This is a genomic window from Novosphingobium resinovorum, assembly GCF_001742225.1.
Classification (GTDB): Bacteria; Pseudomonadota; Alphaproteobacteria; order Sphingomonadales; family Sphingomonadaceae; genus Novosphingobium; species Novosphingobium resinovorum_A.
In genome coordinates, this window is record NZ_CP017075.1 from 3,333,357 (window position 1) to 3,357,247 (window position 23,891).

General features: G+C 67.8%; 28 protein-coding genes. 7 read left to right on the forward strand and 21 right to left on the reverse strand.

The window, feature by feature from the left end; translation table 11 throughout:
• Positions 1 to 59: 59 nt before the first annotated feature.
• From BES08_RS15500 to BES08_RS15575, 17 genes are all read right to left on the reverse strand, one after another.
• Positions 60 to 1,073: an OmpA family protein gene (locus tag BES08_RS15500; RefSeq protein WP_008829062.1), complete on the reverse strand. Its 1,014-nt coding sequence runs from the start codon at positions 1,071 to 1,073 to the stop codon at positions 60 to 62.
• A 189-nt stretch (positions 1,074 to 1,262) separates the two neighbouring features.
• Complete coding sequence (locus BES08_RS15505) at positions 1,263 to 1,721, reverse strand: DUF2793 domain-containing protein (protein ID WP_008829061.1); 459 nt, start codon at positions 1,719 to 1,721, stop codon at positions 1,263 to 1,265.
• A gap of 35 nt (positions 1,722 to 1,756) precedes the next feature.
• Positions 1,757 to 3,949: a phage tail protein gene (locus BES08_RS15510; RefSeq protein ID WP_069708837.1), complete on the reverse strand. Its 2,193-nt coding sequence runs from the start codon at positions 3,947 to 3,949 to the stop codon at positions 1,757 to 1,759.
• 1 nt (position 3,950) lies between these two features.
• Positions 3,951 to 4,376, reverse strand: a complete 426-nt coding sequence (locus BES08_RS15515) for a hypothetical protein (RefSeq protein WP_069708838.1) — start codon at positions 4,374 to 4,376, stop codon at positions 3,951 to 3,953.
• Complete coding sequence (locus BES08_RS15520) at positions 4,373 to 5,194, reverse strand: phage/gene transfer agent baseplate hub protein (RefSeq protein ID WP_069708839.1); 822 nt, start codon at positions 5,192 to 5,194, stop codon at positions 4,373 to 4,375. Before BES08_RS15520 ends, BES08_RS15515 begins: the two co-directional genes overlap by 4 nt.
• Positions 5,191 to 7,533, reverse strand: a complete 2,343-nt coding sequence (locus BES08_RS15525; RefSeq protein WP_069708840.1) for a DUF2460 domain-containing protein — start codon at positions 7,531 to 7,533, stop codon at positions 5,191 to 5,193. The genes BES08_RS15520 and BES08_RS15525 overlap by 4 nt, the downstream gene beginning before the upstream one ends.
• An 11-nt stretch (positions 7,534 to 7,544) precedes the next feature.
• Positions 7,545 to 8,102: a tail tape measure protein gene (locus BES08_RS15530; protein ID WP_083274701.1), complete on the reverse strand. Its 558-nt coding sequence runs from the start codon at positions 8,100 to 8,102 to the stop codon at positions 7,545 to 7,547.
• Positions 8,095 to 8,283 (reverse strand): phage tail assembly chaperone, encoded by a 189-nt coding sequence (locus tag BES08_RS15535; protein ID WP_069708842.1) that lies wholly within the window; start codon positions 8,281 to 8,283, stop codon positions 8,095 to 8,097. The genes BES08_RS15530 and BES08_RS15535 overlap by 8 nt, the downstream gene beginning before the upstream one ends.
• Complete coding sequence (locus tag BES08_RS15540; protein ID WP_069708843.1) at positions 8,280 to 8,588, reverse strand: gene transfer agent family protein; 309 nt, start codon at positions 8,586 to 8,588, stop codon at positions 8,280 to 8,282. Before BES08_RS15540 ends, BES08_RS15535 begins: the two co-directional genes overlap by 4 nt.
• Entirely contained in the window at positions 8,585 to 8,992 is a 408-nt protein-coding gene (locus BES08_RS15545) for a phage major tail protein, TP901-1 family (RefSeq protein WP_008829053.1), read from the reverse strand. Before BES08_RS15545 ends, BES08_RS15540 begins: the two co-directional genes overlap by 4 nt.
• Before the next feature lie 187 nt (positions 8,993 to 9,179).
• Positions 9,180 to 9,569 (reverse strand): DUF3168 domain-containing protein, encoded by a 390-nt coding sequence (locus BES08_RS15550; RefSeq protein ID WP_069708844.1) that lies wholly within the window; start codon positions 9,567 to 9,569, stop codon positions 9,180 to 9,182.
• 3 nt (positions 9,570 to 9,572) lie between these two features.
• On the reverse strand, positions 9,573 to 9,746 hold the full coding sequence (locus BES08_RS32950; protein WP_156799880.1) for a hypothetical protein: 174 nt from the start codon (positions 9,744 to 9,746) through the stop codon (positions 9,573 to 9,575).
• A complete protein-coding gene (locus BES08_RS15555) occupies positions 9,743 to 10,300 on the reverse strand; it encodes a head-tail connector protein (RefSeq protein ID WP_069708845.1) in 558 nt (185 codons plus the stop codon). The genes BES08_RS32950 and BES08_RS15555 overlap by 4 nt, the downstream gene beginning before the upstream one ends.
• A 228-nt stretch (positions 10,301 to 10,528) precedes the next feature.
• Positions 10,529 to 11,668 carry a phage major capsid protein gene (locus BES08_RS15560; RefSeq protein WP_069708846.1) on the reverse strand — a complete coding sequence of 380 codons (1,140 nt, stop codon included), beginning with the start codon at positions 11,666 to 11,668 and terminating at the stop codon, positions 10,529 to 10,531.
• A gap of 144 nt (positions 11,669 to 11,812) precedes the next feature.
• Complete coding sequence (locus BES08_RS15565; protein WP_069709296.1) at positions 11,813 to 12,217, reverse strand: HK97 family phage prohead protease; 405 nt, start codon at positions 12,215 to 12,217, stop codon at positions 11,813 to 11,815.
• Complete coding sequence (locus BES08_RS15570; RefSeq protein WP_008829048.1) at positions 12,217 to 12,525, reverse strand: DUF6127 family protein; 309 nt, start codon at positions 12,523 to 12,525, stop codon at positions 12,217 to 12,219. Before BES08_RS15570 ends, BES08_RS15565 begins: the two co-directional genes overlap by 1 nt.
• Entirely contained in the window at positions 12,522 to 13,670 is a 1,149-nt protein-coding gene (locus BES08_RS15575; protein WP_069708847.1) for a phage portal protein, read from the reverse strand. The genes BES08_RS15570 and BES08_RS15575 overlap by 4 nt, the downstream gene beginning before the upstream one ends.
• A gap of 290 nt (positions 13,671 to 13,960) precedes the next feature.
• Between BES08_RS15575 and BES08_RS32955 the strand changes: the two genes are divergently transcribed.
• On the forward strand, positions 13,961 to 14,125 hold the full coding sequence (locus tag BES08_RS32955) for a hypothetical protein (protein WP_156799881.1): 165 nt from the start codon (positions 13,961 to 13,963) through the stop codon (positions 14,123 to 14,125).
• 58 nt (positions 14,126 to 14,183) lie between these two features.
• Here BES08_RS32955 and BES08_RS15580 read toward each other — a convergent pair whose 3' ends face one another.
• Positions 14,184 to 15,509 (reverse strand): DNA-packaging protein, encoded by a 1,326-nt coding sequence (locus tag BES08_RS15580; RefSeq protein ID WP_069708848.1) that lies wholly within the window; start codon positions 15,507 to 15,509, stop codon positions 14,184 to 14,186.
• Complete coding sequence (locus BES08_RS15585) at positions 15,502 to 16,011, reverse strand: hypothetical protein (protein ID WP_036529475.1); 510 nt, start codon at positions 16,009 to 16,011, stop codon at positions 15,502 to 15,504. The genes BES08_RS15580 and BES08_RS15585 overlap by 8 nt, the downstream gene beginning before the upstream one ends.
• Positions 16,012 to 16,199: 188 nt before the next feature.
• Here BES08_RS15585 and BES08_RS15590 point away from each other — a divergent pair, with 188 nt between their 5' ends.
• The 4 genes from BES08_RS15590 (at position 16,200) to BES08_RS15605 (ending at position 19,114) form a co-directional block, all read left to right on the forward strand.
• Positions 16,200 to 16,838 carry a YqaA family protein gene (locus BES08_RS15590; protein WP_069708849.1) on the forward strand — a complete coding sequence of 213 codons (639 nt, stop codon included), beginning with the start codon at positions 16,200 to 16,202 and terminating at the stop codon, positions 16,836 to 16,838.
• 64 nt (positions 16,839 to 16,902) lie between these two features.
• Entirely contained in the window at positions 16,903 to 17,859 is a 957-nt protein-coding gene (locus tag BES08_RS15595; protein ID WP_069708850.1) for a TauD/TfdA dioxygenase family protein, read from the forward strand.
• Positions 17,860 to 17,895: 36 nt separating this feature from the next.
• Complete coding sequence (locus BES08_RS15600; protein WP_069708851.1) at positions 17,896 to 18,759, forward strand: alpha/beta fold hydrolase; 864 nt, start codon at positions 17,896 to 17,898, stop codon at positions 18,757 to 18,759.
• Between the two features lie 4 nt (positions 18,760 to 18,763).
• On the forward strand, positions 18,764 to 19,114 hold the full coding sequence (locus BES08_RS15605; RefSeq protein ID WP_069708852.1) for a nuclear transport factor 2 family protein: 351 nt from the start codon (positions 18,764 to 18,766) through the stop codon (positions 19,112 to 19,114).
• 112 nt (positions 19,115 to 19,226) lie between these two features.
• Here BES08_RS15605 and BES08_RS15610 read toward each other — a convergent pair whose 3' ends face one another.
• Positions 19,227 to 20,495, reverse strand: coding sequence for a cytochrome P450 (locus tag BES08_RS15610; protein ID WP_069708853.1), 1,269 nt, complete (start codon positions 20,493 to 20,495; stop codon positions 19,227 to 19,229).
• Between the two features lie 134 nt (positions 20,496 to 20,629).
• Between BES08_RS15610 and BES08_RS15615 the strand changes: the two genes are divergently transcribed.
• Positions 20,630 to 21,580 carry an ABC transporter ATP-binding protein gene (locus BES08_RS15615; RefSeq protein WP_008831209.1) on the forward strand — a complete coding sequence of 317 codons (951 nt, stop codon included), beginning with the start codon at positions 20,630 to 20,632 and terminating at the stop codon, positions 21,578 to 21,580.
• Positions 21,581 to 21,804: 224 nt separating this feature from the next.
• On the opposite strand, the gene BES08_RS32960 is transcribed toward BES08_RS15615, so the two are convergent.
• Positions 21,805 to 21,975, reverse strand: coding sequence for a hypothetical protein (locus BES08_RS32960; RefSeq protein WP_155986451.1), 171 nt, complete (start codon positions 21,973 to 21,975; stop codon positions 21,805 to 21,807).
• A 198-nt stretch (positions 21,976 to 22,173) separates the two neighbouring features.
• On the opposite strand from BES08_RS32960, the gene nadB reads away from it, so the two are divergent.
• Positions 22,174 to 23,775 carry an L-aspartate oxidase gene (nadB, locus tag BES08_RS15620; RefSeq protein WP_069708854.1) on the forward strand — a complete coding sequence of 534 codons (1,602 nt, stop codon included), beginning with the start codon at positions 22,174 to 22,176 and terminating at the stop codon, positions 23,773 to 23,775.
• The last annotated feature ends 116 nt before the right edge of the window (positions 23,776 to 23,891 follow it).

A 23,891-nucleotide genomic window follows, 5' to 3' on the forward strand; every position in this document is an offset into this window, starting at 1 on the left:
GCAAAAGAAAAGGGGGCCGGATTGCTCCGACCCCCCGATCTTGTACCGTTGCCGGTCGCTTACATGCCCGAACCCGGACCGTAAGTGATCTCGACGCGACGGTTCTGCAGCTCGCGCACGCCGTCCGCGGTCGGAACGCGCGGGTTGGCTTCACCGAACGCCTGGCTCGAGATCGAGCCATCGGGGATGCCGTGGCTGGTCAGGTACGAACGGACCGAAGCGTTACGACGCTCCGACAGGCCCATGTTGTACTTCGGCGTACCCGAACGGTCGGTGTAGCCGGCCAGCATGATCGGCACGCTGTCGCAGTTCGCGTAGGCGCTGACGGCGCTGTCGAGAATGGTCGAAGCTTCCGGCGTGATGTCCGACTTATCCCAGTCGAAGAACACGATGTACGGACCCTTGTTGCAGACCGGAGCCGGCGGCGGGGGCGGAGGAGGCGGCGGCGGGGGCGGCGGCGGGGGCGGCGGGGGCGGCGGCGGAGCAGCCGGTTCGCCGAAGTTGTACGCCAGGGTGCCGAGCAGCGAGTGCGAACGCCAGCGGGTGCTGATGTTCTCACCGGCCGGGCCGACCAGGTCGACGTTCGACACGTTCATGAAGCGATACTTCAGACCCACATCCCAGTGCGAGCTGATCGGAGCACGGATGCCCGCGATTGCCTGCCATGCGAAGCCGGTGTCCGAATCGTCGATCACGTCAGCGTGGACGCGAGCGACACCGGCACCACCGCCGACGAAGCCCTGCAGGCCGTCGTCCGGACCGAAGTCCAGAAGGCCGTTGACCATGAACGACAGGTTGCTGACGTCAGCGCCGCCGGAGTTCTTGATCGCAGCCTGGCGATAGCTGGCTTCGGTTTCGAGACGGAACGGACCGAAGTCGTAACCGAGCACGCCGCCGCCGTCGAAGCCCTTCTTGAAGTCGATCGTGGTGCTGGTACCGTCAACGACAGTGTCAGCGTCTTCGACGATCATGCCACCGAAGTCGAGTTCGAGATACCACGACTTGTCGCGCGCCAGCGCGGGAGTGGCGAAGGCGGTCGAAGCCAGCGCCAGTCCAAGGACGAGTTTCCTCATACGTTTCCCCTACAAAGAGATTTGGAGCCACCGAGTGCGAGAGTGTCTAACCCCTTGGCTTTACGTGTGCAAGCGCACATTGAGCGCGACTGTTGCAAATTTGTCGCGTTTGCGGGGGCTTGGGAGGTTGTTGCGCCCTCACTATCCAGAATCAGCAACACCTCTGCAACCCCTGTTTCCTTGCGCACGTCAAACCGAGGGCAGAATACCCAAGGCCTGGAGAGCCGCGATCAGATCGTTGATCGCGGTCCGAGCCTCCCCATCAACACTCGTCCCGCCAAGTGGTTCCACGGGGAGCGAACCTTTTCTCCAGAAACCGAAAAACAGCATTTCGGCCCCGCGCGAGGCATCGAAGACGCGCAGCCCGTCGCGGGGAGCTACGAAGGCCCAGCCGCCGCCGCGGCGCAGCGCGACGGCACCGTCCTGCCCGGACCATTCGCGGGTAGCGCCCGAAGCGACGATCCAGGCATCGTTTTCCAGGGAATTTTCCGGAGGCGTCGCCGCTTCGCCGAGCACCAGGCAGTGCATCAATGCATCACTCAGCAGAAGTGCCTCGTTGACGAAGGCTTCCTTATGGGCCTGCCCGGAATGGAGTAGCGGCAAGGCGAAGCGAGGGCTGGCATCGGTGAAATTCAGCAGTTCGGGCATGGCGGATCTCCGTGGGTTTCGGTCAGGGCCGTTCGTCAGGAAACAGGGGCTAGCGGCAGGGGCAGCGAGAGCGCGTGCGTGCCCTGCTGACGCACCTGGAACATCGCGTCGGCGTTGTGGGCGTATCGGGCGAGCACGGCGGGCTCGATGCGAAGTTCGGGTGCCTCGGTCGTCCAGGCCGCCAGGGGGGCATCGAGCGGACCGAGCGTCACGAGGTAGCGCTCAGCCTGTTCGACGAGGGGTACATCGATGCCGTCCGTCCACGACCATCCGCCACGCGCGCGGCGGGTCCATGTGAACGTCCAGGCGCCGTCTGCGGCAATGGCCCGGCGGGCATGGACCGGCGACAACGGGCGCAGCGTGATCCCTGCGAGGTATACGGGAGACGTTACCGGATCCGGGTCGCCACGTCCTTGCGCGAGGACTCTGCGCGAGGGCGAGGAGCCGAGCAGCCCGGCGTCCAGGGAGGCAAGCCCGGTGCCCGGCAGCACGAATGCCTCGCCATCCCCGTGCGCGGCGACGGCGGCTTCGGTCCCGCCACGACCGCGCAGAAGGCCTTCGAGCCGCCAGCGGCCCTGACCAAGAGACGTCGCCAGCAGGAACTGCACGATCTCCTCGCCGACGAACGCCAGGTTCCCTCCTTCGCCAAGGCGGCGCGTGTCGATGCTCGCCAGTTGCATCGCGGGATCGACGAGTTGGATTTCCAGCTGAGTGCCGCGATCGAGCTGCAGCGGATCGGCGCCGGGCAGCCGCGACAGCGCCGTGCCCATGATCGCGCGCGTCCGGCCGCTTTGGCCAAGAGGCTGCAGCGCGCCGTCACCTTGGTCGGCGTAGAGTGCCGCGCCGGTCCACCCCGCTTCGGTGCCGGAGACTGCTGCCACGGTGCGCACCGCGTCGGACGACCCTGCTGCAGGATCGAACGGGAGTTCGAACGCGGCGAGGCGGGTCTCGCCGGCCGGGAGATCAGGCGCGGGATTGCCACGTCCCGGATCCGAAGCGAGTGCGGGCGGCGTCGTCGCTCCCGGTGGAAGGGCGCGCTCCAGCGAAAGTTCGACGCCGCCGTCGTGCCACTCCCATGCCTGGATGCGCCAGTGTCCGGCGATGCCGGGCAGCGTGACCCGTGCGCCCGGCGCGACTCGCGGGTCGAGTTCGCAGGTGCGCCACGATATGCGGTCGCGGGTCCAGTCGATCCGGCGGGCGGCGCGTTCGATCATGGTGCGGGCCGTAGCGGCTCCGAGTGCGGCGGGCAGATCGATGGCGCCCGGTTCTCCGGCGAGGCTGCGGCCGGTCGCCCGCTGGAGGCTGGCCTGATAGTCGCGCTCGACGTCGTAATAGCGCAGGATGGCGGGCGGACTGTCGGAGGGCGCGGCACGGTGCCGGGTGAAGCCGGTCCGCGCGCCGAAATCGTCGTCTGCAGTCGTGATGGCAGGCTCGGCAAGGGCGATGGCGGCGGTTTGCCGCCGGTCGCGCGCGACGACGAGATTCTCGCCCGAGGCATCGATTTCGAGCGGAAGTATCTGCGCGAAGGTCTGCAAGTCCGACGCGGGAGCGCTTTCGCTGGTGTAGCCGACGACTTCGGCGAGAGCGACGTTCGCATCGATCTCGTCGATCACGTCGCCGACGATGTCCTGCAACGAGAAGTCGTCGTCGGCGATGACCTCGAAGGTCAGTGACGGGATGCGGTTGTAGAAGCCCGAAAGATCGAGGTCTTCGAACACCACGTAGGCGAGGCCGCGATAGGCGGGGCAGCGTTCGGCACCCTCGGCTGAGGCGATCAGCGGGTCCGGCGGTTGACGGCCCGCCCCGTTATGGAAGCGCAAGGTCCCTGCGGCCTTGAGCTCCCCGTCGGCGCCGCGTAACAGCTGGCCGTCAGCCCAGATACGGCCGAGAGCGCGGATCGGCCGACTGGCGAGGGCGACCGCGAAGTTGGCGGAGTAGCCGTAAGTCGTCACGGATGGTCCGCCCTTGCCGGTGCCTTGCACCTCGCTGCGTTCGACAAGGTCGGTCGCCCAGATGACGGAGCCTGCCGTACGCATGCGGCCGAAGTGACGGGGCAGGACTTGTCCGTAAGTCGAGGTGGTTAGCGCCAGTTCCTTGAGGCGGGGGCCCTCGCGGCCGGTCGAGCCGAACAGTGCGGTGTCGAACTGGCGTCCCACCAGCGAGCCGATCGCCCCTCCGAGGGGGCCGCCCAGCATGGTGCCGATACTTCCGAAGACGAGCGTGGCCATGTCAGTTCCTTGGATTTGGCGCGAGGCGCCAGTGGTGCAGGAGAGGCCAATCGGGTGGCAATGCACCATGGACGACCCGGCGAAGGCCGGCATGGGCATGGACCACGCTGGTGCCGCAGATCACGATGGCTAGGTGCAGCTGGCAGGTGGAAGGGCGCAGCATCAGCACGTCGCCGGGCAGAAGCGTGTCCCCTACCGGCTCCAGCCCCAGCCTTTCGAGGTCGAGCCGGACAGAGGGAACGATGCGGGTGCGCAGCGGGTAGCCATTGGCAAGGCGCACCGCTCGGCCGGACCGCGCGAACGCGGCTTCGATGACGCCGACGCAGTCGAGACCGACGCCCGGCTCGCGCCCGTGCAGACGGAACGGCGTACCCACCAGCGTTAGCGCGGCAGCAGCAAGGCGCGCGCCCGTGACTGCGTCCGTCACTGCACCGGGCCGGGATATCGGGTGAGCATATCGTTGCCGGGCAGGAACGGCTCGCCCCGAAAGTTGACGGCATTGCCGAAGCGCTGCGAGCAGGTGCCGAGCGTGTGGTCGCAGCCTTCGCGCAGCAGGGCTCGGGTGCCGGGCTCCATGGCATCGGCAAGGGGAACGTCGAGGATCAGGCCGTTTGCGCCCCCGCCCATCACGTCCATCTGGATTCCGGCCTGAGGCCCGTCGATCCAGCGCAAGCGCCCGCCCGCGTGATCGGCGGCATCGGGGGCGCCTTCGAACAGCGCGGCGTTGGTGGCGGCGTCGATGCCGAGCAGGCGCACTTCGCGGCTGAACTTTTGCGGATTGAGGTTGCACCCCGGCGCGCAGAAGATGGAGCGGCAGGCGGGGCTGGTGCGCGGCGTGGGATCGCGCCACAACTCGGCCTTGCGCGAGACGAGTTCGGCGGAGAAGGCGCCGTCGTCTTCGCTGACCGTGCCGATGGTCCCGGCGTAGAGCACCTCGCGCTCCAGCGTTTCCCAGTCGACGAGGCCGATGCGGACCTGGGCGCCGTCGAAACGTCCGGCGGCGAGGTCGGCGCTGTCGATCGCCTCGTGCGTCAGCGAACCGCGCACTTCGGCGCTGTCGGGCTCGAAGTCGGCGCTCTTGCGGATGGCGCTGGGCACCATGCCGGGCGAGGCCCGGTGGAGCACGCCGTCAAACCAGAGGTCGCGGTCGTGCGAAGTGAACCCCAGCGCCACCCCGTCGCCGCGCAGGATGCGCCAGAAGGTGGCGACGGTTTCGAGGTCGTCGGCGAACCAGCGGCGGGTCATGACGCCTCCCGGATTTCCACGACGGGCACGCTGGGCGCCTCGCCTGCGGCGAAGGCGGCGCCGGAGACTTCGAGGCTGTCCTCGGCGAAGCGGACGGGGACGTCGAACAGGAAGCCCGCGCGGACGTCCGCGCCGACTGGCGGGGCCTCGTCGAAAGTGACGAAGCCGTGCTCGGCCAGAGTCCAGTTGCCGACCTGCAGCGCCCCGTCGATGGAGACGAGAACCGTTGCGAAATCGGGCCGGGTGATGCGGCGGACTTGCGCGTCCTCGCCCTCGCCGTAGCGCTTGATGAGCGGGAACCCGGCCTTGATGCCGTCGCCGGTGCCGAGCGGCTGGTCGAGCGGGCCGGGCGCGGCGACCATGCCGCTCGAACTGAAGTCGCTGGGATCGCGCAGCCGGAACCCGCGAGCGGGACCTCGGCGGGCGCGGAAGAAGGCGATGAGTGCGCCCAGTTCCGCCTCGGAGCGCACGCCCGGGCCGACGTCGAAGCGCAGCCGCGCGTTGGACCACAGCGAATTGCGCCGCTCGAACCCGGAGGCGGTGACCGAGACGCTGGTGGAGAATTCGGGCACCACCGTCGCGTCGCGGCCGAGTGCGAGCGGGTAGAGCACGTCGTCGAAGGCCTGCATGGGGTCTGCTCCTGAGGTTGGCGGCGGGGGGAGGCGCACGTATCCGTCGCGTGCGACCTGGGGCAGCGCCCAGACGACGACTTCATGGGGCGCGCGGGTCAGGGCTTCGTCGATCCCGGCGTCGATGCGGCGCCACTGGTCGTGCTGGTCGGGTCTGAGGACGAAGCCTGCGAGATAGTCCTGCTCGCGGGGCGGGTAGCTGAGGCGGGCGTCGACTTCGGCATGGGCCATGCGGCGGTGGGCGTCGGCCCCGGCGGTGAGCCAGTCGTAGTCTTCCACCTGCAGCCGGTCGAACGCGGGCGCGGCCCAGCCGGTCGGCAGGTTGGCGCGCTTCAGTTCGGGCATGTCGGGTGCAAGCAGGGTTGGGGTGAAGACGAGCGCCAGCGCCTCTACCGGCGAGGGCGCGACCGCCGTGCGTACCGCCGCGACGAGGTCGGCGGTCGATTGCGCCAGCACCGCGCCTGCCTGATCGAGCATCGCCGTCTGCGCCGGGGAGAGCGGTGCGCGCATGTCGGGAATAGCGGCGGGCGACCCGCCGAATGCGGCCTTGGCGGCATCGTCGTAGAGGCAGATGCGGCCGTCGCCGAAGGTCCACCACCATGGCTCGCCGACCTGAAAGCGGACGGGCGCGCCCACTTCGGCGAGCAGTTCGGCGAAGGCGGCACCGACTGCCTGCAGCCACGTCATCGCCTGCGAATTCGCGGGCGAGAGCAGGGTGGAGGGCGGCTCCCAGCCGGTCAGCGCCGGGTTGCCGTCGAGGTCGCGCTGCTTCCAGTCTTCCGGGCAGTGCTGGTCGAGCAGTTCGTAGGATAGTGAGGCCATCGGGCTCAGGCCCGCCGCGAGGCACTCGGCGAAGAAGGCGCGGTGCCAGCTGCGGGTTGGACCATTGAGGGCATCGCTAAACTGCCCGGCTAGGTATTGGCCGCCGTTCGCCGTGAGCCGGAAATAGTGGCTCATGCCGACATAATGCACCACCGAGCCGCGATAGCCGAGCTGGCGCACGGCACGGATCAGGCGCGCCGGGGTCTGGACGCCCTGGTCGTCGTAGCCGGTCGCCATGGCGAGGCCGTTCGCGGGCAGGATCACGTCGCCGATCTCCAGCATGGCGCGGGCGCCGTCGGTGGCGATTTCGGACATCTCGAACCAGCCTTCGGTCTCGGCGGGGAGTGGGTCGGGGCTGGCGCCGTCGTAGCCGGGCGGGGCGAAGGAGATGAACATCCGCTCGATCGCGCCGGGCCAGACGCGGTCGGCGTCGGCGGGCAGGGCGTAGCCGCCGTCGAGCGCCGAGAAATCGAGCGTGACGACTGCGTTCTCGCTCGTCCCCTCGGCATAGTTCCAGAGGCGCACGTACCAGGTATGCGGCGCGCCCGCTTCGTCGCGGCCCTCGATGGTGAGGGTCGGGCCGTTGATCGCGTCGAGCGGGATCAGTCCGCCCGACCGCCAGCGGAAACGCAACGAGGTATGCGCGTAATCGCGGTCGGTGCGGTAGGCCAGCAGGGGGTGGTCGAGCGCATCGACACTGTCCCAGATCAGCCCGCCGAGGTCGGCCTTGCGCAGGAACGAGGCTTCCACGCGCAAGCCATCGGGGGCGGTGGACACCACCGTCGCCACCATCGGGCGGGGGAAGTTGACGGTCCAGAAGCGCGGGTCGAAGCGCATGAGCCAGTCGCTCGCCTGCCCCTCGCGCTTGCTGGCGAGCCAGAATGCCATGAGGTCTCTCCTCAGTTCGAGAGGGCGCGGCGCACGGCGCTCGCGACCTGGCGGCTGGAGCGCTGGAGCGACTGCGGCGCGCTGGAACCGCGCGGGGCCGAGAGGTTGATCGCCACGCGCACGTCGCGGCTGGCCGAACTGCCTGTTTCGACGCGGCCTGCGGAGGTCGGCACGAACAGCTCCGGTCCGCGCTCGCCCACGACATAGCCGCGTCCGGGCGCGACATTGCCGCCGGTGGCGCGGCCCGGAAGACCCAGCGCTCCGGTCAGCAGGCCGGAGAGGTCCAGCCCGCCGCCCGCGCCGCTGCCGCCGACCAGCGCCGAGGCCAGCGTCTGCGCGGCCTGCCCGGCGATGGCGTCGAGCGTCGAGGCGGCGGTGCGCTTGAGGTCGTCGAAGCCAAGGGCACCTTTCCGGATCGCGCCGGACAGGCCCTTTTCCAGAGCGTCGCCCGCGCGGGTGAAGCCGGACACGAGGTCGCCGTCCACGGCCCCGCGCATCTGCGCGATGTCGCGGGCGAAGCCATCGGTGCCGGCACGAACCTCGACGAGGAGGCTGTCGATCTCATCCATGATCGTTTTCCATCAGCTTGGTGAGGGTATCCCGGTCGAAGCCCGCAGGCGCGCCGGGGGAGAGCAGGCCGAGCGCGGCGGCCAGTTCGGCCGGGGTGGCGGCCCAGAACTCGGCGGGCCGCCACCCCAGCGTGCGCGCGGCCGTGGCGCAAAGGCCCAGCGCGGCGGCCGCGAATGTCACGCGCTGCCCTTGAGCACTTGCGCGAGCAGCACCCGCAGCGGCGCGGCGCAGGCGGCGAGGCCCTGGGCGACGATCGCCGCGCCCACCGTTTCGCGGCTTGGCCGGTCGGCTTCGGGCAGGCAGTGCCAGAACAGCGTGGCCATCTCGGCGAGGTGAAGTTCGCCCGCGCCCGCCCGCTCGACGAGGGCGAAGAGCGGGCCGAGTTCCTCCTCGGCGGCGACCAGCGCGGTGAAGCTGGGCCGCATCACGTAGGCGCCGTGGCCGATGGCGATGGCCGCCTCGCCGCGCAGAGGGTTGGGCGTCATGCCGGGATCACCTCGCCCGAGCTTTCGAGCTGGAGCGTGTAGTTGCGCTCGCCGTTGAAATCGCCCGCGTAGTCGAGGCGCTGGACGAGGAATTTGCCGCGCAGCCGTTCGCCGTCCTCGAAGCTGAGTTCGTAGTCGCCAAGCGTGCCGGCCATGGCGTTGGCGCGCACCTGCGCCTCCGCCGCGCTGCCGAGGAAAATCCCCGCCGCGCTCACCGAGACCGAGCGCACGCCCGCGCCGGAAAGCAGTTCGCGCCAGCCACCGCTGTCCTTGGAGGTGACGACGACGGCGTCTCCGGTGACCGACATCTGAGTGGTGCGCAGCCCCGCGACGGTCTGGTAGGCGGCGGGGACGCTGCCGTTGGAGATCTTGAGGAGGAAGGCGCTGCCTTTCTGGGCGGGCATGGTAAGGCTCCTTTGGTGAAAGAGAGGGGGCACGCAGCGTCGCGTTGGCCTACCCCGTCCGGCTAGGCCCTTCGGGCCAAGCCTCCCGGCCCTCCCGCAAGCGGGAGGGCCTTACCTCGGGTCTCCCCTCCCGCTTGCGGGAGGGGTTGTGGGTGGGCCTGTCGCAACCTGCGCGTGAAATCAGTCGTCACTGCGCCAGCAGGCGAAACCTGTATTCGAGCAGGATCGCGCGGCGGCTTTCACCGCGCTGTTCGGCGCGGGCGCGCAGGAACTGGATTGTCGCGATCTGGAAGCCCGGCTGCAGGCGCGGCAGGCTGTCCACCCGCGCCTCGATGGCGGTGACGAGGTCCGCCGCCGCATCGGGCGCATCGCCCCGGCAGTGCAGTTCCAGCGCCACGCGCACCTCGCGGCCGGGGGCGGTCTTGCAGCTCCAGTCGGAGCTGGCGCTGGACGCGATGGCGAGCCACGGCAGGCCGGTGCGCGAGGGGGCTTCCTCGACCACGGCGTTGAGGTTCGCGACAAGGGCCATGTCGGCGGCCAGCCATGCGATCAGGGCAGAGCGAAGGGCGATTTCCATGGCTTATCCTTTCGCGAACAGCGGCCAGACAAGGCCCGCGCGGCGCCAGCGGCTATCATTCTGACGGGTAGCGAGACGGCGGCTGGTAGCCCAGGCGACGGCGAGGGCAGCGGCGTTTGCGGTCAGCCGCCGCGCGAGGGCGTCGAAGTCGGTCTCGGCCTTCATGGCGCCCGTCATTTCAGGCGCATCCGGCGCCACGGACGCCACAGCGCGGCGACGGAGGCAGGCGGCAGAGGCGCGGCACCGTTGCCGTCACGCTCGCGGTGCTGGTGTGCGGCTAGGCGGACGACGCCGTGCCGCAGCGCTTCGGGCAGGGCGTCCCACTCGGGCGCGAGACCGGCGGTGAAGCGCACCGCGACGCGGCTCTCCGCGCCGGGCAGGGGAAGCCGCAAGCGGCCGGTGCCGTCGGCGTCGAGGTCCGCCTCCCAGCTGCCCGGCGCGAGCGTGGTGCGGGTGCCGTCCGCCGCGATCGTCTCGACCGAGGCGATGGCCTGGACCGGGCGCGTCGCCAGCGTGTGCCAGAACTGGTGCCTCTCGGGGCGGGTGGAGAGCACTTCCTCGCACTCGGCCTCGATCGGCAGGGAGCCGGTGAAGGCCTCGCAGGTGTCCAGCGCGGCGGCGAGCAGCCCGGTCAGCGGGGCGTCGTCGGTGGCGGTGGTGATGCCCAGCCACTGCTTCAGTTCGGCCAGCGCCGGGGGCGGCAGCGTGGACGGGGTGAGGATGACCCGCATGGTGGGTGTCTCCGATGAGAGGGAGCGCCGTGTCCTTTTCCCGTCATCCCCGCGAAGGCGGGGACCCATCTGATGCCCGTTCGACAGGCACCCTCAGGAGATGGGTTCCCGCCTTCGCGGGAATGACGGGGGAAAGGAAAGCGAGAGAGGTCGGGGCGATGGTTGGGCAAATGTCACCCGCGCCGCCGGGAGGGGAAACGGCGGCGCGGGCGCTCTACCTGCGGGGCGTCAGGTTGAGATGCGCAGCAGCTTGATCGCGTCGGAATCCAGCACCTGCCCGCCGATCCGCTTGGTCGCGTAGAAGTGCACGAAGGGCTTGTTGGTGAACGGATCGCGCAGGATCGAGGTCGCGGTGCGCTCGGCGATGAGGTAGCCGGCGCGGAAGTTGCCGAAGGCGATCGGCAGCGCGTTCGCGGCGATGTCGGGCATGTCCTCGGCCTCGACCACCGGGTAGCCGAGCAGGCGGTTGGGCTGGCCTTCCATCAGGCCCGGCTGCCACAGGAACGAGCCGTCCGCCGCCTTCAGTTTGCGCACCTGTGCCAGCGTCTTGGAGTTCATCACCCAGCTCGCACCCTGGCGGTGCCCCGCCTTGAGCGAGTGGACGAGGTCGATCAGCTTCAGTTCGGGCGAGGTGTCGAAGCCCGCCGCATTGCCCGAAACGATGTGCTGCAACTGGCCGAACGTACGAGCACCGTCGGCCGAGGCGCTGGTGGTGCCGGTCAGGAAGCCGCGCGGCTGGTTGGTGCCGGTGCCGCTGACGAAGGCGGCGCCTTCGGCGCGGGCGAACTCCATCGCGATCTCGTCGGCCAGCCACGACTGGATGTCGAAGGCGGCATCGTCGAGCATCGCCTGGCTCGCCGCCGGGTTGGCGTAGAGTTCGCCGGAGGGCGGGGCGATCTCGGCGAAGCTGGGCGTCGCGGTTTCGGGGCGCGCGGCGGTCTCGCTCACCCAGCCCGAGGCAGTGCCGCCGGTGGTGATGAGCTTGCGGTAGCCCGCCGTGCTGGTCTGCACGACCTGCGCGATCGCGCGGATCGGGCTGATGTTCTTGAGCCGGGCCGAGATCAGCGCGTCGATCTCACGCGGGACGGCATAGCCGCCGTCGGCCAGGGCCGCGCCGGAGAGCGACTTGAGTTCCGTATCGCGGCCCGAGCGCAGGTAGCCCTGCACGAAGCTCTTCACTTCGAGCGAGGGTGCGGCGCCCATGCCCTCGATCAGCGGCCGCGAGGCAGCGCGCGAGACGCGGTCGAGGCGGGCCTTCACGTCGTCGACGTCGGTGCGAAGGGCCGTGACGGCGGCGTCGGTGGCATCCTGGCGCGCGACTAGGTCGAACGAGGCGTCGATCGCCTCGACGGGAGCAATGGATTCCATGGGTAGGCACCTTTCTGTGGTGGGGAAGGGGGAGCCATGACGTCATCCCGGGCTCGACCCGGGACCGGTGGCTGTCTTTAGGCGGTGGCTGTCACTTCAAGCGCCTCGACGAGGGTTGGGCGCGGCTAGGCCAGCGGTCCCGGATCAGATCCGGGACGACGGGGAAACGAGGTGCACCCGTGCGCCGTGCTGCATCGGGTGGGTGACGAGGCTCACCTCGAACAGTTCCACGTCGAGCAGTTCGCGGCCCGCATCGGAGCGGCGGCTGGCACGGGCGCGGTAGCCGAAGGACAAGCCGGTGACCGAGCCGCGCTTGAGGGCGAGGCCCGCCGCGCCGTCCGGGTTGTCTACGCGCGCGACCACGCGCAGGCCGCGCGCATCCTCGGCGGCGGTTTCGACCCAGCCGATGCGGAGGTCCGGGCGGTGCTGCCAGTAGAGCGGGATCGGATCGCGGCGTTCGGCCAGCGAGCGGGCGAAAGCGCCCGCGCGGATGGTGTCGCGCCCGGCGTCGGGCTGGCCGAACAGGGCCGCGTAACCGGCGAAACGCATCATCGCAGCAGCTCCGTCGCACCCAGCCGCACGGTCAGGCCGAGCAGCAGCAGGGCGAGGGCGCCGCGCATGATCCAGCTGAGCACCGTGCGGCGCGCGCTCGACTTGGCGTCGCGCCAGGCCTGCAGCAGTTCGCGCAGTTCGCTGACGTCCTGCGGGGCGGAGGCATCGCCCAGGCCGATGCGCGCGAGCATGCGCCGCGCGCCCAGTTCGCTCGCTTCCTCGACCACCGCGCGCAAGGTGACGAGGTCGCTCCCCTCGGAGGCAGCCTGTGCGAGCAGACCGGCCAGCATATCATTTGAGTTCATGATTTGTTCCCTTCATCAAGACCCAGAAGGCGGCGCTTCTCGGACGGGTCGAGGAAATCGGCGGCGCTGACCTGCGACCACAGCCGCTCGCGGTCCTCGGCCAGCGCGGGCACGCGGTCGAGGTCGATCGCGAGCGCCGCATCGGGGAACCACGGGGCAAGGCCCTCGCCTAGCGCGGCGAAGATCTTGGACGCCAGCGGCAGCAGGGTGAGCCGCCACAAGGCGCGGTTGGCCTCGCGGTAGTTGTTGTAGGTCGCGTCGCCCGGCAGGCCGAGCAGCATCGGCGGCACCCCGAAAGCGAGCGCGATGTCGCGCGCAGCGGCGGCCTTGAGAGTGGCGAAATCCATGTCGGCGGGGGTCATCGCCATCGCCTGCCAACTGAGGCCGCCCTCCAGCAGCATCGGCCGCCCGGCGTTCGCCATGCCCGCATAGGCGGCGGTGAGTTCGGCCTTCAGGCGGTTGAACTGCTCACCCGTTAGAGCGGCGCCGTCCGGGCCTTCGTAGACCAGAGCCCCGGAAGGCCGCGCTGCGTTCTCCAGCAACTGCCGGTTCCACGCCGAGGCCGCGTTGTGCGTGGCCACCGCCTCGTCCGCCGCGCACAGGCACCCGGCGCCGTAGTGGTCGTCGCCCGGATGGAAATGGCGGATGTGGATCACGTTGGGCGAAGCGTCCTCGTCCAGCAGCGGGATCGACAGGCGGCGACCGGCGACTTCATAGGCATAGGCGGCAGGCCAGCCGTCCTCGCCCGCGACCACGCTGACCCGCTCGGGTCGCAGCGCGAACAGTTCGACCGGACGGCCGCGCGCGTCCTTCATGACTTGCACGTAGGCATTGCCATGAAGCAGCAGCTGCGAGGCGAGCGTCTCCAGCAGCGACTGCCCGGCGCTGGTGTCGCTGACCAGCGCAGCCAGCGCCGTATCGGTAGGCTTAAGCGGCGCGCCGCCGATACCCTCGGCGACAAGTCGCACGGCACGCTGGGCGACCGGGTTTTCGAGATAGGCACGGCGGACGGCCTGCGTATATTCGAAGGGGGTACGCCCGTCGCCGCTCTGGCTGAAGAACCACGGCGATGCCGATCCGCGCGCGAGCACAGGTCGGTCACTTGCGCCCTTGAAAGCGGCGACGAGCGATTCGAGGAAGGACATAGAGTTATCCCCAGTTGGAGCAGGTTTTGGATCACTTTGGACTTGCGCAAGTTCTGCATATGTTCACGATGATGGCACGCAGCGATAAGGAGGACCGCAATGTCCAAATTGATTCCACCGTAGACAGATCAGTGCGCGAAAAGAGATGCAGAGCTAAGGACTGATTTGATCTTCTTTGCCGGACGCAGTGCTCAGAAAAGCAAAAGCAACCGCTAAGCGTAGGCACATATTTGATAGTCAGGAGCGCGAAGCTCAGCGTCGTTAGGTCACATCCAATTTGGAGGTGCCGTATGCGCGACCTGAAAATCTTCTTCCTGCCTGACATGTGGAATGACTGGCATTGGTTTGTGTACGATGCAGATTACCACTGCATTGCTCAGTCCAATTTTGGCCATTTCCACCTTAAGGCTGCGCAGGACGAAGCTGAGGCCGTGATGCGTAAGCTCGCAGCCTAAGTTTCAATTTTCACCCATCATTTTATCGCTGCGTTAGTGGGGGAGGCTCTGGCCTCCCTCACGTAACTCGCACTTTCGGCTGCCCGCTTTTCCCGAGCATCAACTCGCTCAAGGCCCAAACGAGCGCGTCTGCCCGGTCAGGAGAGCGCCCCGGTCCCTGATAGCCGCCGCCTGCCAGCAGCCCGCACATCTGGTCTTCCAGTGCCGCGAAAGTCCCGGCGTGGCGCACCCGGCCCGCTTCGTACAAGGCCGCGACCGGTTCCGCCCGCGCGGCCTTGCCCCGGCTGGCGTGCACCAGCTTGAGCGGCAGCGACACTTGCGCCGCGCGCAGCACCGAGGCGACCATCGCGCCGCCCTGATTGGCTTCGGCGACGACGCGGTCGGCGTTCCAGGCTTGCGCGGTGGTGGCCACGGTGCGTGCCCAGCGTTCCGGCCCGGCTTTCTCGACCGAGGCGTCGGCGAGGACGTGGGCGATGCCGTCTGCCGCAAGCCCGGCGACGACGATGCCGCAGGCGTCGCCATCGGCGGAGGCGGGGGGATCGACGGCCACGACCACACGCACCAGTTCGGGCGAGGCGTCTTCGCGGCAGGTTTCCAGAAGGGCGCGCGACCATAGCGCGCCTTCCACATCGGCGATGAGTTCGCCGTCGAGTTCCTGCCTGCCGAGGAGGCTGCCGCTATAAGTATCGCGCATCGCGTCGAGGAACTGCGTCGGCAGATTCGCCGCGTTGTCGAAGGTGCTGCCCTGCGTCACGGCGACGCGCTCTGCGGTCATCAGCCGCGTTACCAACGGCACCGCGCGCGGGGTGGTGGTGGCCATCACGCGCGGGTCGGTGCCGAGGCGCAGGCCCATCATCAGGTTGTCCCATGCGTTCGTCGCGCGGGCGGAGGCGTTGTCCCATTTGGCGATCTCGTCGCACCAGGCGTGGCTGTGCTGCGGGCCGCGCAGCGATTCGGGTTCGGCGGCGGAGTAGAGCATGGCCTGCGCACCGTTGGGCCATGTCAGGCGGCGCAGCGAGGGCTCGAACGCCGGTCGCCGCCACGGCGCGCCGACATTGAGCAGCCCGCTCTCGCCCTCGACCATGACGGCGCGGCCTTCGGCGAGGTTGGCGGCGACGAGGGCGATGCGCGCGGTGGGTTCGGCCTCGGCGATGGCGGCGGCCCATTCGGCGCCGCAGCGGGTCTTGCCGAAACCACGCCCGGCCATGACCAGCCATGTGCGCCAGTCTCCGATGGGAGCAAGCTGCTCGGGGCGTGCCCAGAGGCGCCAGTGCCAGTTCCATTCGCGGCGTTCTTCGGGTTCGAGGGCGTCGAGATGGCCTTCGATCTCGGCCCCGGTCGCGTCGCGCAGCCAGTCTGTGTCGGGGGCGGAATGGTCAGCCATTTGCGCCGTCCTTCATCTCTGCTTCGCGGCGGGCGACGACCTGGCGGCGCAACTGTTCCAGCTTGGCATCGATGGCGGCGCGCACGACGGTGAGGTCTTCGTTGTCGCGCATCGCCCGTTCGCGCGCCACGTTCTCGCGGTGGAGGCCAAGGAGGCGCAGGGCATTGGGGTTGTCGAACTTGACCGTACCGTCCTTGGCCTCGCCGAAGCGCAGGCGGTGAAGTACTTCCAGCTCCAGGTTCTGGTAGCCTTCGAGCAGCGCGGTTTGCCACTTGCGGGCGAATTCCGGCTCCACCCTGCGGGCCTTGTAGGCGCGGCTGGGGTGGACTCCGGCGGTGGCGGCCGCAGCGGTGACGTTCGAGGTTTCGGCCAGCGCGGCGAGGAAATACTTGCGCCAGTGCTGGTTGACCCCGCCCTTTTCCAGTTCCTGCAATGCGGCACTGATCTTGGTTCGCGAACGGCGCGGCAAGGCGCCGGGCGAAGCCTGCTTCGGCTCGACCATGGCGGGATCCTGTACTGGAGAGGCAGGCCGGTCGTGGGAGGCGACTCGGCATCGTTTCGGTGTTCCCGTTATGTACCTATTTGATGCGCCTGCGTCAAGCTAAAATAACCAAATTGGTTTTTTCTTCACGCTTGCCGCAGTGCAGCGCGGCCACTAATCAGGGCGCGATCTGAACGGGGGAATCCTGAATGCTGCGCCGCCTCTACGAATGGACCATGGCCAAGGCGTCGCACCGCCACGCAGGCTGGTGGCTGGCCGCCTTCGCCTTCATGGAGGCGAGTTTCTTCCCCGTGCCGCCGCATCCGTTGCTGGGCCTGATGTGCCTGGCCGAGCCGAAGAAGGCGATTCGCTTCGCCGCCATCGCCACGCTCGCCTCGGTGGTGGGCGGCCTGCTCGGCTATGCGATCGGGCACTTCGCTTATGCCGCCTTCGGCGAGGCGCTGCTGCGGGCGCTGCACTTGTCGGAGAGCTTCCCCAAGGCAGCGTGCTACTTGCGCGATTACGGCGCCGAGATCATCATCGTGAAGGGCGCGACGCCGATCCCGTTCAAGCTGCTGACGATCACGGCGGGATTCATCGGCATGAACCTGCTGGTGTTCGTGGGCGCCTCGATCATATCGCGCTCGATCAGCTTCATGATCGTGGGCGTGCTGTTCCGCCTGTTCGGTGCGCCGATCAAGGCGGTGATCGACAAGCACCTGGGCAAGGTGACGGTGGGCTTCGTGGTACTGATCATCGCCGGTTTCCTTGCCGTATCGTTCCTTGGCGGCGGTTCGAAGCAGACCACCGAGAAGTGCGCATCGGCCGTGGCGGCAAAAACCGTCTGAGCGCTTTGCCCTGACCGGGCGCAGGATTTAGCCTTCCTCCCGACAACAGATCGGGAGAGAGGCCGTGTCGTTCACTACCAGTCCGCTGCAGGAGGGGCTGCCGTTCGGCATCCGCGTCGACGCCCTGACCCTCGCCGCGCTGCAGGACAAGGCCGTCCGCGACGAGATCGACGCGCTGTTCTTCCGGCACGGCATGATCGTGTTCGAGGCGGTGGAGCAGAGCGACGAGATGCAGCTGGCGATCTCCAGCTGTTTCGGCCCGCTCAAGGAGCACCCGGTCAAGGGCGTGTCGCGCGTCGATTCGGACCGGTTGCCCGGCGTGATCGAAATCCGCAGCCGGCGCGGCAAGGGCATCGTGGAGGTGGACGGACGGCAGGTCTCGCACTGGCTGCCCTGGCACTTCGACCATTGCTATAACGACGAACTCAACCGCGCGGGCGTGCTGCGCTCGGTCGAGCGGGTGGAGGAGGGCGGCATCACCGGCTTCCTCGACGGGGTGGCGCTCTACGCGGCGTTCCCCGAGGACCTGCGGGCGCGGATCGAGGGCCGGGAAATCGCCTATCGCCTGGAAACCCAGTTCGACGAACTGCGGTTCGGCCGTCCCGCCCGCTATCGCATGATCGAGCCCAAGCCGATGCCCGCAGGTTTCGCCGAGCAGGTCGCCGCGATGCCGCGCGCCATCCACCCCGCCGTCTGGACCCGCGCCACGGGCGAGAAGGTGCTCCACGTCTCTGCCTACATGGCGCAGGGCATCGTCGGTGACGAGACGTCCGGGGGCGGTGCGCTGCTGGAGGACGTCTGCCAGGAGATCAACCGCCTCGGCACGCGGTTTTCCTACCAGCACAAGTGGGGGCCGGACGACATGGTGATCTGGGACAACCTCAGGATGCTGCACTGCGTCTCGGGCAACGATCCCGCGGAGGAGCGGCTGATGTACCGTACCACGATCGCCGGGGACTACGGCCTCGGACGCTGGGAGACGGCGCCGCAGTCGACGGTGGGCGCGGATGCGATGGCGTGATCCTTCGGTGGCAAGACCGCGACGACGGGAGAGAGCATGAAGATCGACGTTAACGGCCTGACCCTCGATTACGAGCTGATCGGCGACGAGGACGCGCCGCCGTTGGTACTGACGCCGGGCGGCCGCTACGCGCGCGACGCGGCGGGCGTGCCGGAACTGGGCGCGAAGCTGGCGCAAGGCGGCTACCGCGTGCTGCTGTGGGACCGGCCCGGCTGCGGCGCGTCCGACATCGCCTTCACCGCCTCCAGCGAATCGGTGATGAACGCCGAGGCGCTGGTCGGGCTGGTCGGGGCGCTGGGGCTGGAGGACGTGACGCTGGCGGGCGGCTCGGCGGGCTCGCGCATCACCCTGATGGCGGCGGCGCGCATGGCGGCCAACGTGCGCCGGATCGCGATCTGGTGGATCAGCGGCGGGCCGGTAGGGCTGGCGGGCCTCGCCTGGTACTATTGCGGAGACCAGATCGCGGCCGCCAGCAAGGGCGGCATGAAGGCGGTGGTCGAGCTTCCCAGCTGGGCCGACCAGATTGCCCGAAACCCGAAGCTGCGCACCATACTGCTGGCGCAGGACGCCGATGCCTACATCGCCGCGATGCAGCGCTGGGGCAAGGCTTTCGCCTATTCCGACACCTCGCCGGTGCCGGGCATGAGCGAGGCCGATTTTTCGACCCTGACGATGCCCGTGCTGACCTTCCGTTCCGGCAGGAGCGACATGGCCCACACCCGCGAGACGTCCGAATGGGTCCATCGCCTGCTTCCCGATTCGAGTCTCGTGAAGCCGCCATGGGGCGACCAGGAATGGAACTACGTCTCGACTTTCCCGGAAGACATCGCCGGACGCCGGGGCCGCTTCGAGCGCTGGCCGCTTCTCGCCCCGATGCTGCTCGACTGGTTCGGGAGCTGACACCTTGGACCTTGCGGAACTGATCGACCGCCACGCCATCCATCAGGTCCTGCTGCGCTATGCGCGCGGGCTCGACCGGCTGGACAATGCGCTTGTCCGCGGCTGCTACTGGGACGACGCGATCGAGGATCACGGCCATTTCGTCGGCACGCCCGGCGACTTCGTCCCCTGGGCGGACCGCACCACGCTGCTGTTCGAGACGACGCAGCACGCCATTCTCAATCACGTCTGCGACCTGCAGGGCGACGAGGCGTTCTGCGAGACGACGTCCCCAAGGCCGCGCTGGCGCCGCCCCCGGGCAGTGCCTACACCCCGGAGGAGCCCTGCCAGGCCAGCCGCGACCGTACCGACGTGAGCTATCACCGCCCACCCGTGCCGAGACGGCCGCGCTAGCTTGCGGTGGCATCGGATTGGACCCTTGTTCGTCGTTTCGAGGTAAAGTCGCCGCGATGCAGGGGGCAGGGCATCTACGCTGCCTCGAAGCGCAGATGCAGGTTGGCGAGTCCCCGGATGATGTAGCTCGGCTCGTATTCCATCCGCCGCGCACCGGCGGGTCCGTGCTGTGCCTCGTCAAGCGTGATGGCGGCGGTGTGTTCGAGGAATCGGTCGAGCAGTACCGCCACCTCGGCCCGCGCCAGCGGAGCCCCGGCGCAGGTATGCGCCCCGCGGCCGAAGGCGAGGTGCTCCTTGATCCTCGGGCGGCCGAGGCGAAACGCGGCAGGTTCTTCCCAGCGGCGCGGGTCGCGGTTGGCGGCGGACAGCGAGACGACCACGCGCTTGCCTGCGGGGATGTCCATGTCGCCGATCTTCGTGGCCCGCGCGGCGATGCGGAAAGTGGCCTTGGTCGAGCCTTCAAGACGCAGCACTTCTTCCAGGAACGGGCCGATCAATGTGCGGTCATCGCGCAGGGCCTGCTGCATCGGCGGGTCCTCGCACAGGCGGCGCAGGGCATTGCCGATCAGCTTGGCGCTCGTGTCCTGCCCGGCAGCGAAGAGGAACATCGTCGATTTCACCACCTCCATCGCATCGGGCGTCGATCCGTCCGGGTATGTTGCCAGGGCCATCTCGGTCATGACGTCGTCCTGCGGCCGGGCGCGGCGTTCGGCGATGTAGCGCGCGAAATAGCCGGCCATGACCATCAGCGGATGGATGCTCTGCGCGTCGGGCGTATCCATGTTGCCGGGCGGGGGGGCATCGTCGATGATCTTGCGGAATGCCTCGCGGTCCTGCGCGGGGACGCCCAGCAGGTCGGCGATGACCATGGTGACGAAGGGCGTGGCGATGGAGCCCACCAGTTCGCACCCGCCCGCCGCGACGGCCTCGCGCACCATGTCGTCGGCATAGGCGCGCATGAACGCCTCGTTGGCCTTGAGGCGCGAGGGCACGAACAGCGGGTTGAGCAGCGAGCGGGCGGCGATGTGCTTGTCGCCGTCGTAGGACACCATCAGTTCCATTTCACCGCTCGGCGTGGCGGCCAGCAGAGCGGAGATGTCGTCGGCCTCTACCGTGAAAGGCAGCGGTACCAACGGATCGGGGTTCAGCCATGATGAAAAATCGCGCTTGTTGAGCAGCACTTCCAGCGCCTCGGCAAAGCCGGTCACCACGATCACGTCGCGGCTCTGCATTTGGTAGACGGGGCCGTGGGCGCGGATGGTCTCGAAGTAGTCGTAGGGATCGAGCAGCACCGAATGATCGGTGAAGTAATCCTTCTCGATAGGGGCTGCTTCGGTTGCCATGGGCGCTCTCCAGTATCGGTCGCTCGATTAGCGACTCGTAGTGATATATTGTGGATCATATCGTGCGCCAAGGAAGCGTCAACGCGGCACCTGCAGTCTTTACGTCGTGGCGATCATGGCCCACATGCACGGCCATGAGCACTTCCACGCCCGCAATCGCCATCCGTGACCTCGTCAAGCGCTATGCCCCGGCCGGAGGCGGCGAGGGCAAGCTGGCATTGAAGGGGGTCTCGTTCGATGTGCCGGAGGGCGGCATCTTCGGCCTCCTCGGCCCCAACGGTGCGGGCAAGTCGACGTTGATCAACATCCTGGCGGGCATGGTCATGAAGACCTCGGGCTCGGTGGACATCTGGGGCTTCGACATCGACCGCGACCAGCGCAACGCCAAGCGCGCGATTGGCATCGTCCCGCAGGAGATCGTCTTCGACCCGTTCTTCACGCCGTTCGAGGTGCTGGAGATCCAGGCCGGGCTCTATGGCATCACCAAAGCGCTGCGCCGCTCGGAAGACTTGCTGCGCGCGGTCCACCTTGCCGACAAGCGCGATGCCTATGCCCGCACGCTGTCGGGCGGCATGAAACGCCGCCTGCTGATCGCCAAGGCGCTGGTCCATCGCCCGCCCGTGCTGGTGCTCGACGAGCCGACGGCGGGCGTCGATGTCGAGCTGCGCCGCCAGCTCTGGGAACTGGTGGGCGAACTCAACAAGGAAGGCGCGACGATCGTGCTGACCACGCACTACCTCGAGGAAGCCGAGGAACTGTGCGACCGCATCGCGATCATCAACCACGGCGAACTGATCACCAACAAGCCGACCCGCGAACTGGTCGGCATGGCGCGTGAGAAGATCATCGTCCTGACGCTGGACCGCGACGTTACCGAACTGCCCAGCCACCCCGGCTTCATCAAGTGCGTGAAGACCGGCGAGCGGGTTCTGGAGATCACGTACGACAAGGATCGCGCCAATGCGGGCGAGATCATGTCGGCCTTGCAGGCGCAAGGTTTCGCGATCGTCGACGTGACGACTCGCGAAGCGGACCTCGAAGACGTGTTCGTCAGCCTGACCAGCGCGGTGCGTTCGGCAGCCTGAGTATAACCGGCGACTCGGCGCACGAGCGAAACGACTCGTCGCCGTTTTCAAATATGATGCAGCTGTCTCATATTTCCCGGGCCTCGCCCGGGGGCGCCTTTACGTGCGCGATTAACAAAATTTTACATTGAGGCGGCCGGGGCCAAGCAAAGGCCTGTATCCCCTTTTTTCCTTAATAATATTCAGGAGGATGAGGGGCATTTCGTAAAGCTAAGGATTCTTACTTACTTGTCGGCTGCTTCGCTGTCGTCAAGTTTCCAGACCTTGTGCTTCTGTCGGCGAATAGTCTTTCCGCAATTTTTACAGGTGCCGGTATAATTGAGGCCATCCCATTTCACATCGTTGCGCACCGGTTCATGCCTATTGGCAAAGCAAAGCGGAATCGAGATCGCCACGAGATAGGTTCCTCAATGAGAAGCGAAAGCTGACTAGACTAATCAACGTGCTTGGCAAGAAGCAAAATCGCCGTAAGTTAACCGTGTTTGTAATGACTTGGTCTATCTTATATAAGAACGATACCGCACCGCAACATGCAAGTGGCGGCGCGCGCAAACTATTGCGATCCCCGTGCAACGGGCGCTAGGAGCGGCGTCATGGAAACGCCATCCAGCGCCGCCGGCGCATTCGACGTCCTTGTGATCGGTTCCGGTGCGGCCGGACTTACGGCTGCGTTAGCGGTAGCCGACAAGGTCAAGGTCGCGGTATTGGCCAAGGGCACGCTGACCGGCGGTTCGACGGCCTGGGCGCAGGGCGGCATCGCCGCCGTGCTCGATGCCGGCGATACTTTCGAGGAGCATGTCCGCGACACCATGGTCGCAGGCGCTGGCCTCAACCGGCGCGAGACGGTGGAGTTCGTCATTGAGCGGGCACCCCATGCGATCGAGCGGCTGGTCGAACTGGGCGTGCCGTTCAACACGGACGGGGAGGCGCTTCACCTCACGCGTGAGGGCGGCCATTCGCACCGCCGCATCGTCCACGTTGCCGACGCCACCGGTTGGGCGGTGCAGCAGGCGCTGCTGCAGGCCGCCGAGGCGCACCCCAACATCACCCTGCTCCCCGGCTATTCGTGCATCGACCTGATCACCGGGCGCCACGAGCAGCGCTATTCCGGTTCGGGCCGCGTCTGGGGCGTCTATGCGCTGAACGAGGCGAGCGGCCGGGTCGAGGCCTTCACCGCCCGTGCCACGGTTCTGGCGACGGGCGGCGCGGGCCGTGTCTACCAGTTCAGCACCGCCCCGCGAGGCGCCACCGGAGACGGCATCGCCATGGCCTGGCGCGCGGGCGCGCGCGTCTCCAACATGGAGATGATGCAGTTCCACCCGACCTGCCTCTACAATCTTGAGGTCAAGAACTTCCTCATCACCGAGGCGGTGCGCGGCGAGGGCGGGCACCTGATCAATCCGCGCACCGGCAAGCGCTTCATGACCTTCTACGATCCTGAACGGCTGGAACTGGCCCCGCGCGACGTCGTGGCGCGCGCCATCGACTCCGAGATCAAGCGCTTCGGCCTGGATTACGTCCACCTCGACATCAGCCACCAGCCCGAAGACTTCGTGAAGGCGCACTTCCCGAACATCTACGAGAAGCTGATGGGCCTCGGCATCGACATGACGAAGGAGCCGATCCCGGTCGTGCCCGCACAGCACTATACCTGCGGCGGCATCCTCGTGGACCTCGACGGCCGCACTGACCTGCCGGGGCTCTATGCGGCCGGCGAGTGCACCGAGAGCGGGCTGCATGGAGCGAACCGGCTTGCGTCCAACTCGCTGCTCGAATGCTTCGTCTTCGGCGAGGCGGCGGCTGCCGACATCCTCGCGAAGTGGGACAGCTTCGAGGCGCCGCCGCAAGTGCGCGCCTGGGACGAAAGCCGCGTGACCGATTCCGACGAGGAAGTCGTCATCAAGCAGAACTGGACCGAGATCCGCCGCTTCATGTGGAACTACGTCGGCATCGTGCGCACCACCAAGCGGCTGGAGCGCGCCATGCACCGCATCCAGATGCTCAATGGCGAGACCGAGGAATACTACCGCCACTTCCGCGTCTCGACCGACCTGATCGAATTGCGCAACCTGCTGCAGAGTGCGGAACTGATCGTCGAATCCGCTCTCAAGCGACACGAGAGCCGGGGGCTGCACTACACGCTGGATTATCCGGCGGCGGATGCGCAGCCGCTGGATACCGTGCTGGTTCCGTAAAGAAGGAAGAAAGTTCCACCCCCGGCCCCTCCCGCAAGCGGGAGGGGAGCAAGGTAAGGTAATAGCCCTCCCGCTTGCGGGAGGGCCGGTAGGCTTGGCAGCTTGCTGCCTAGCCG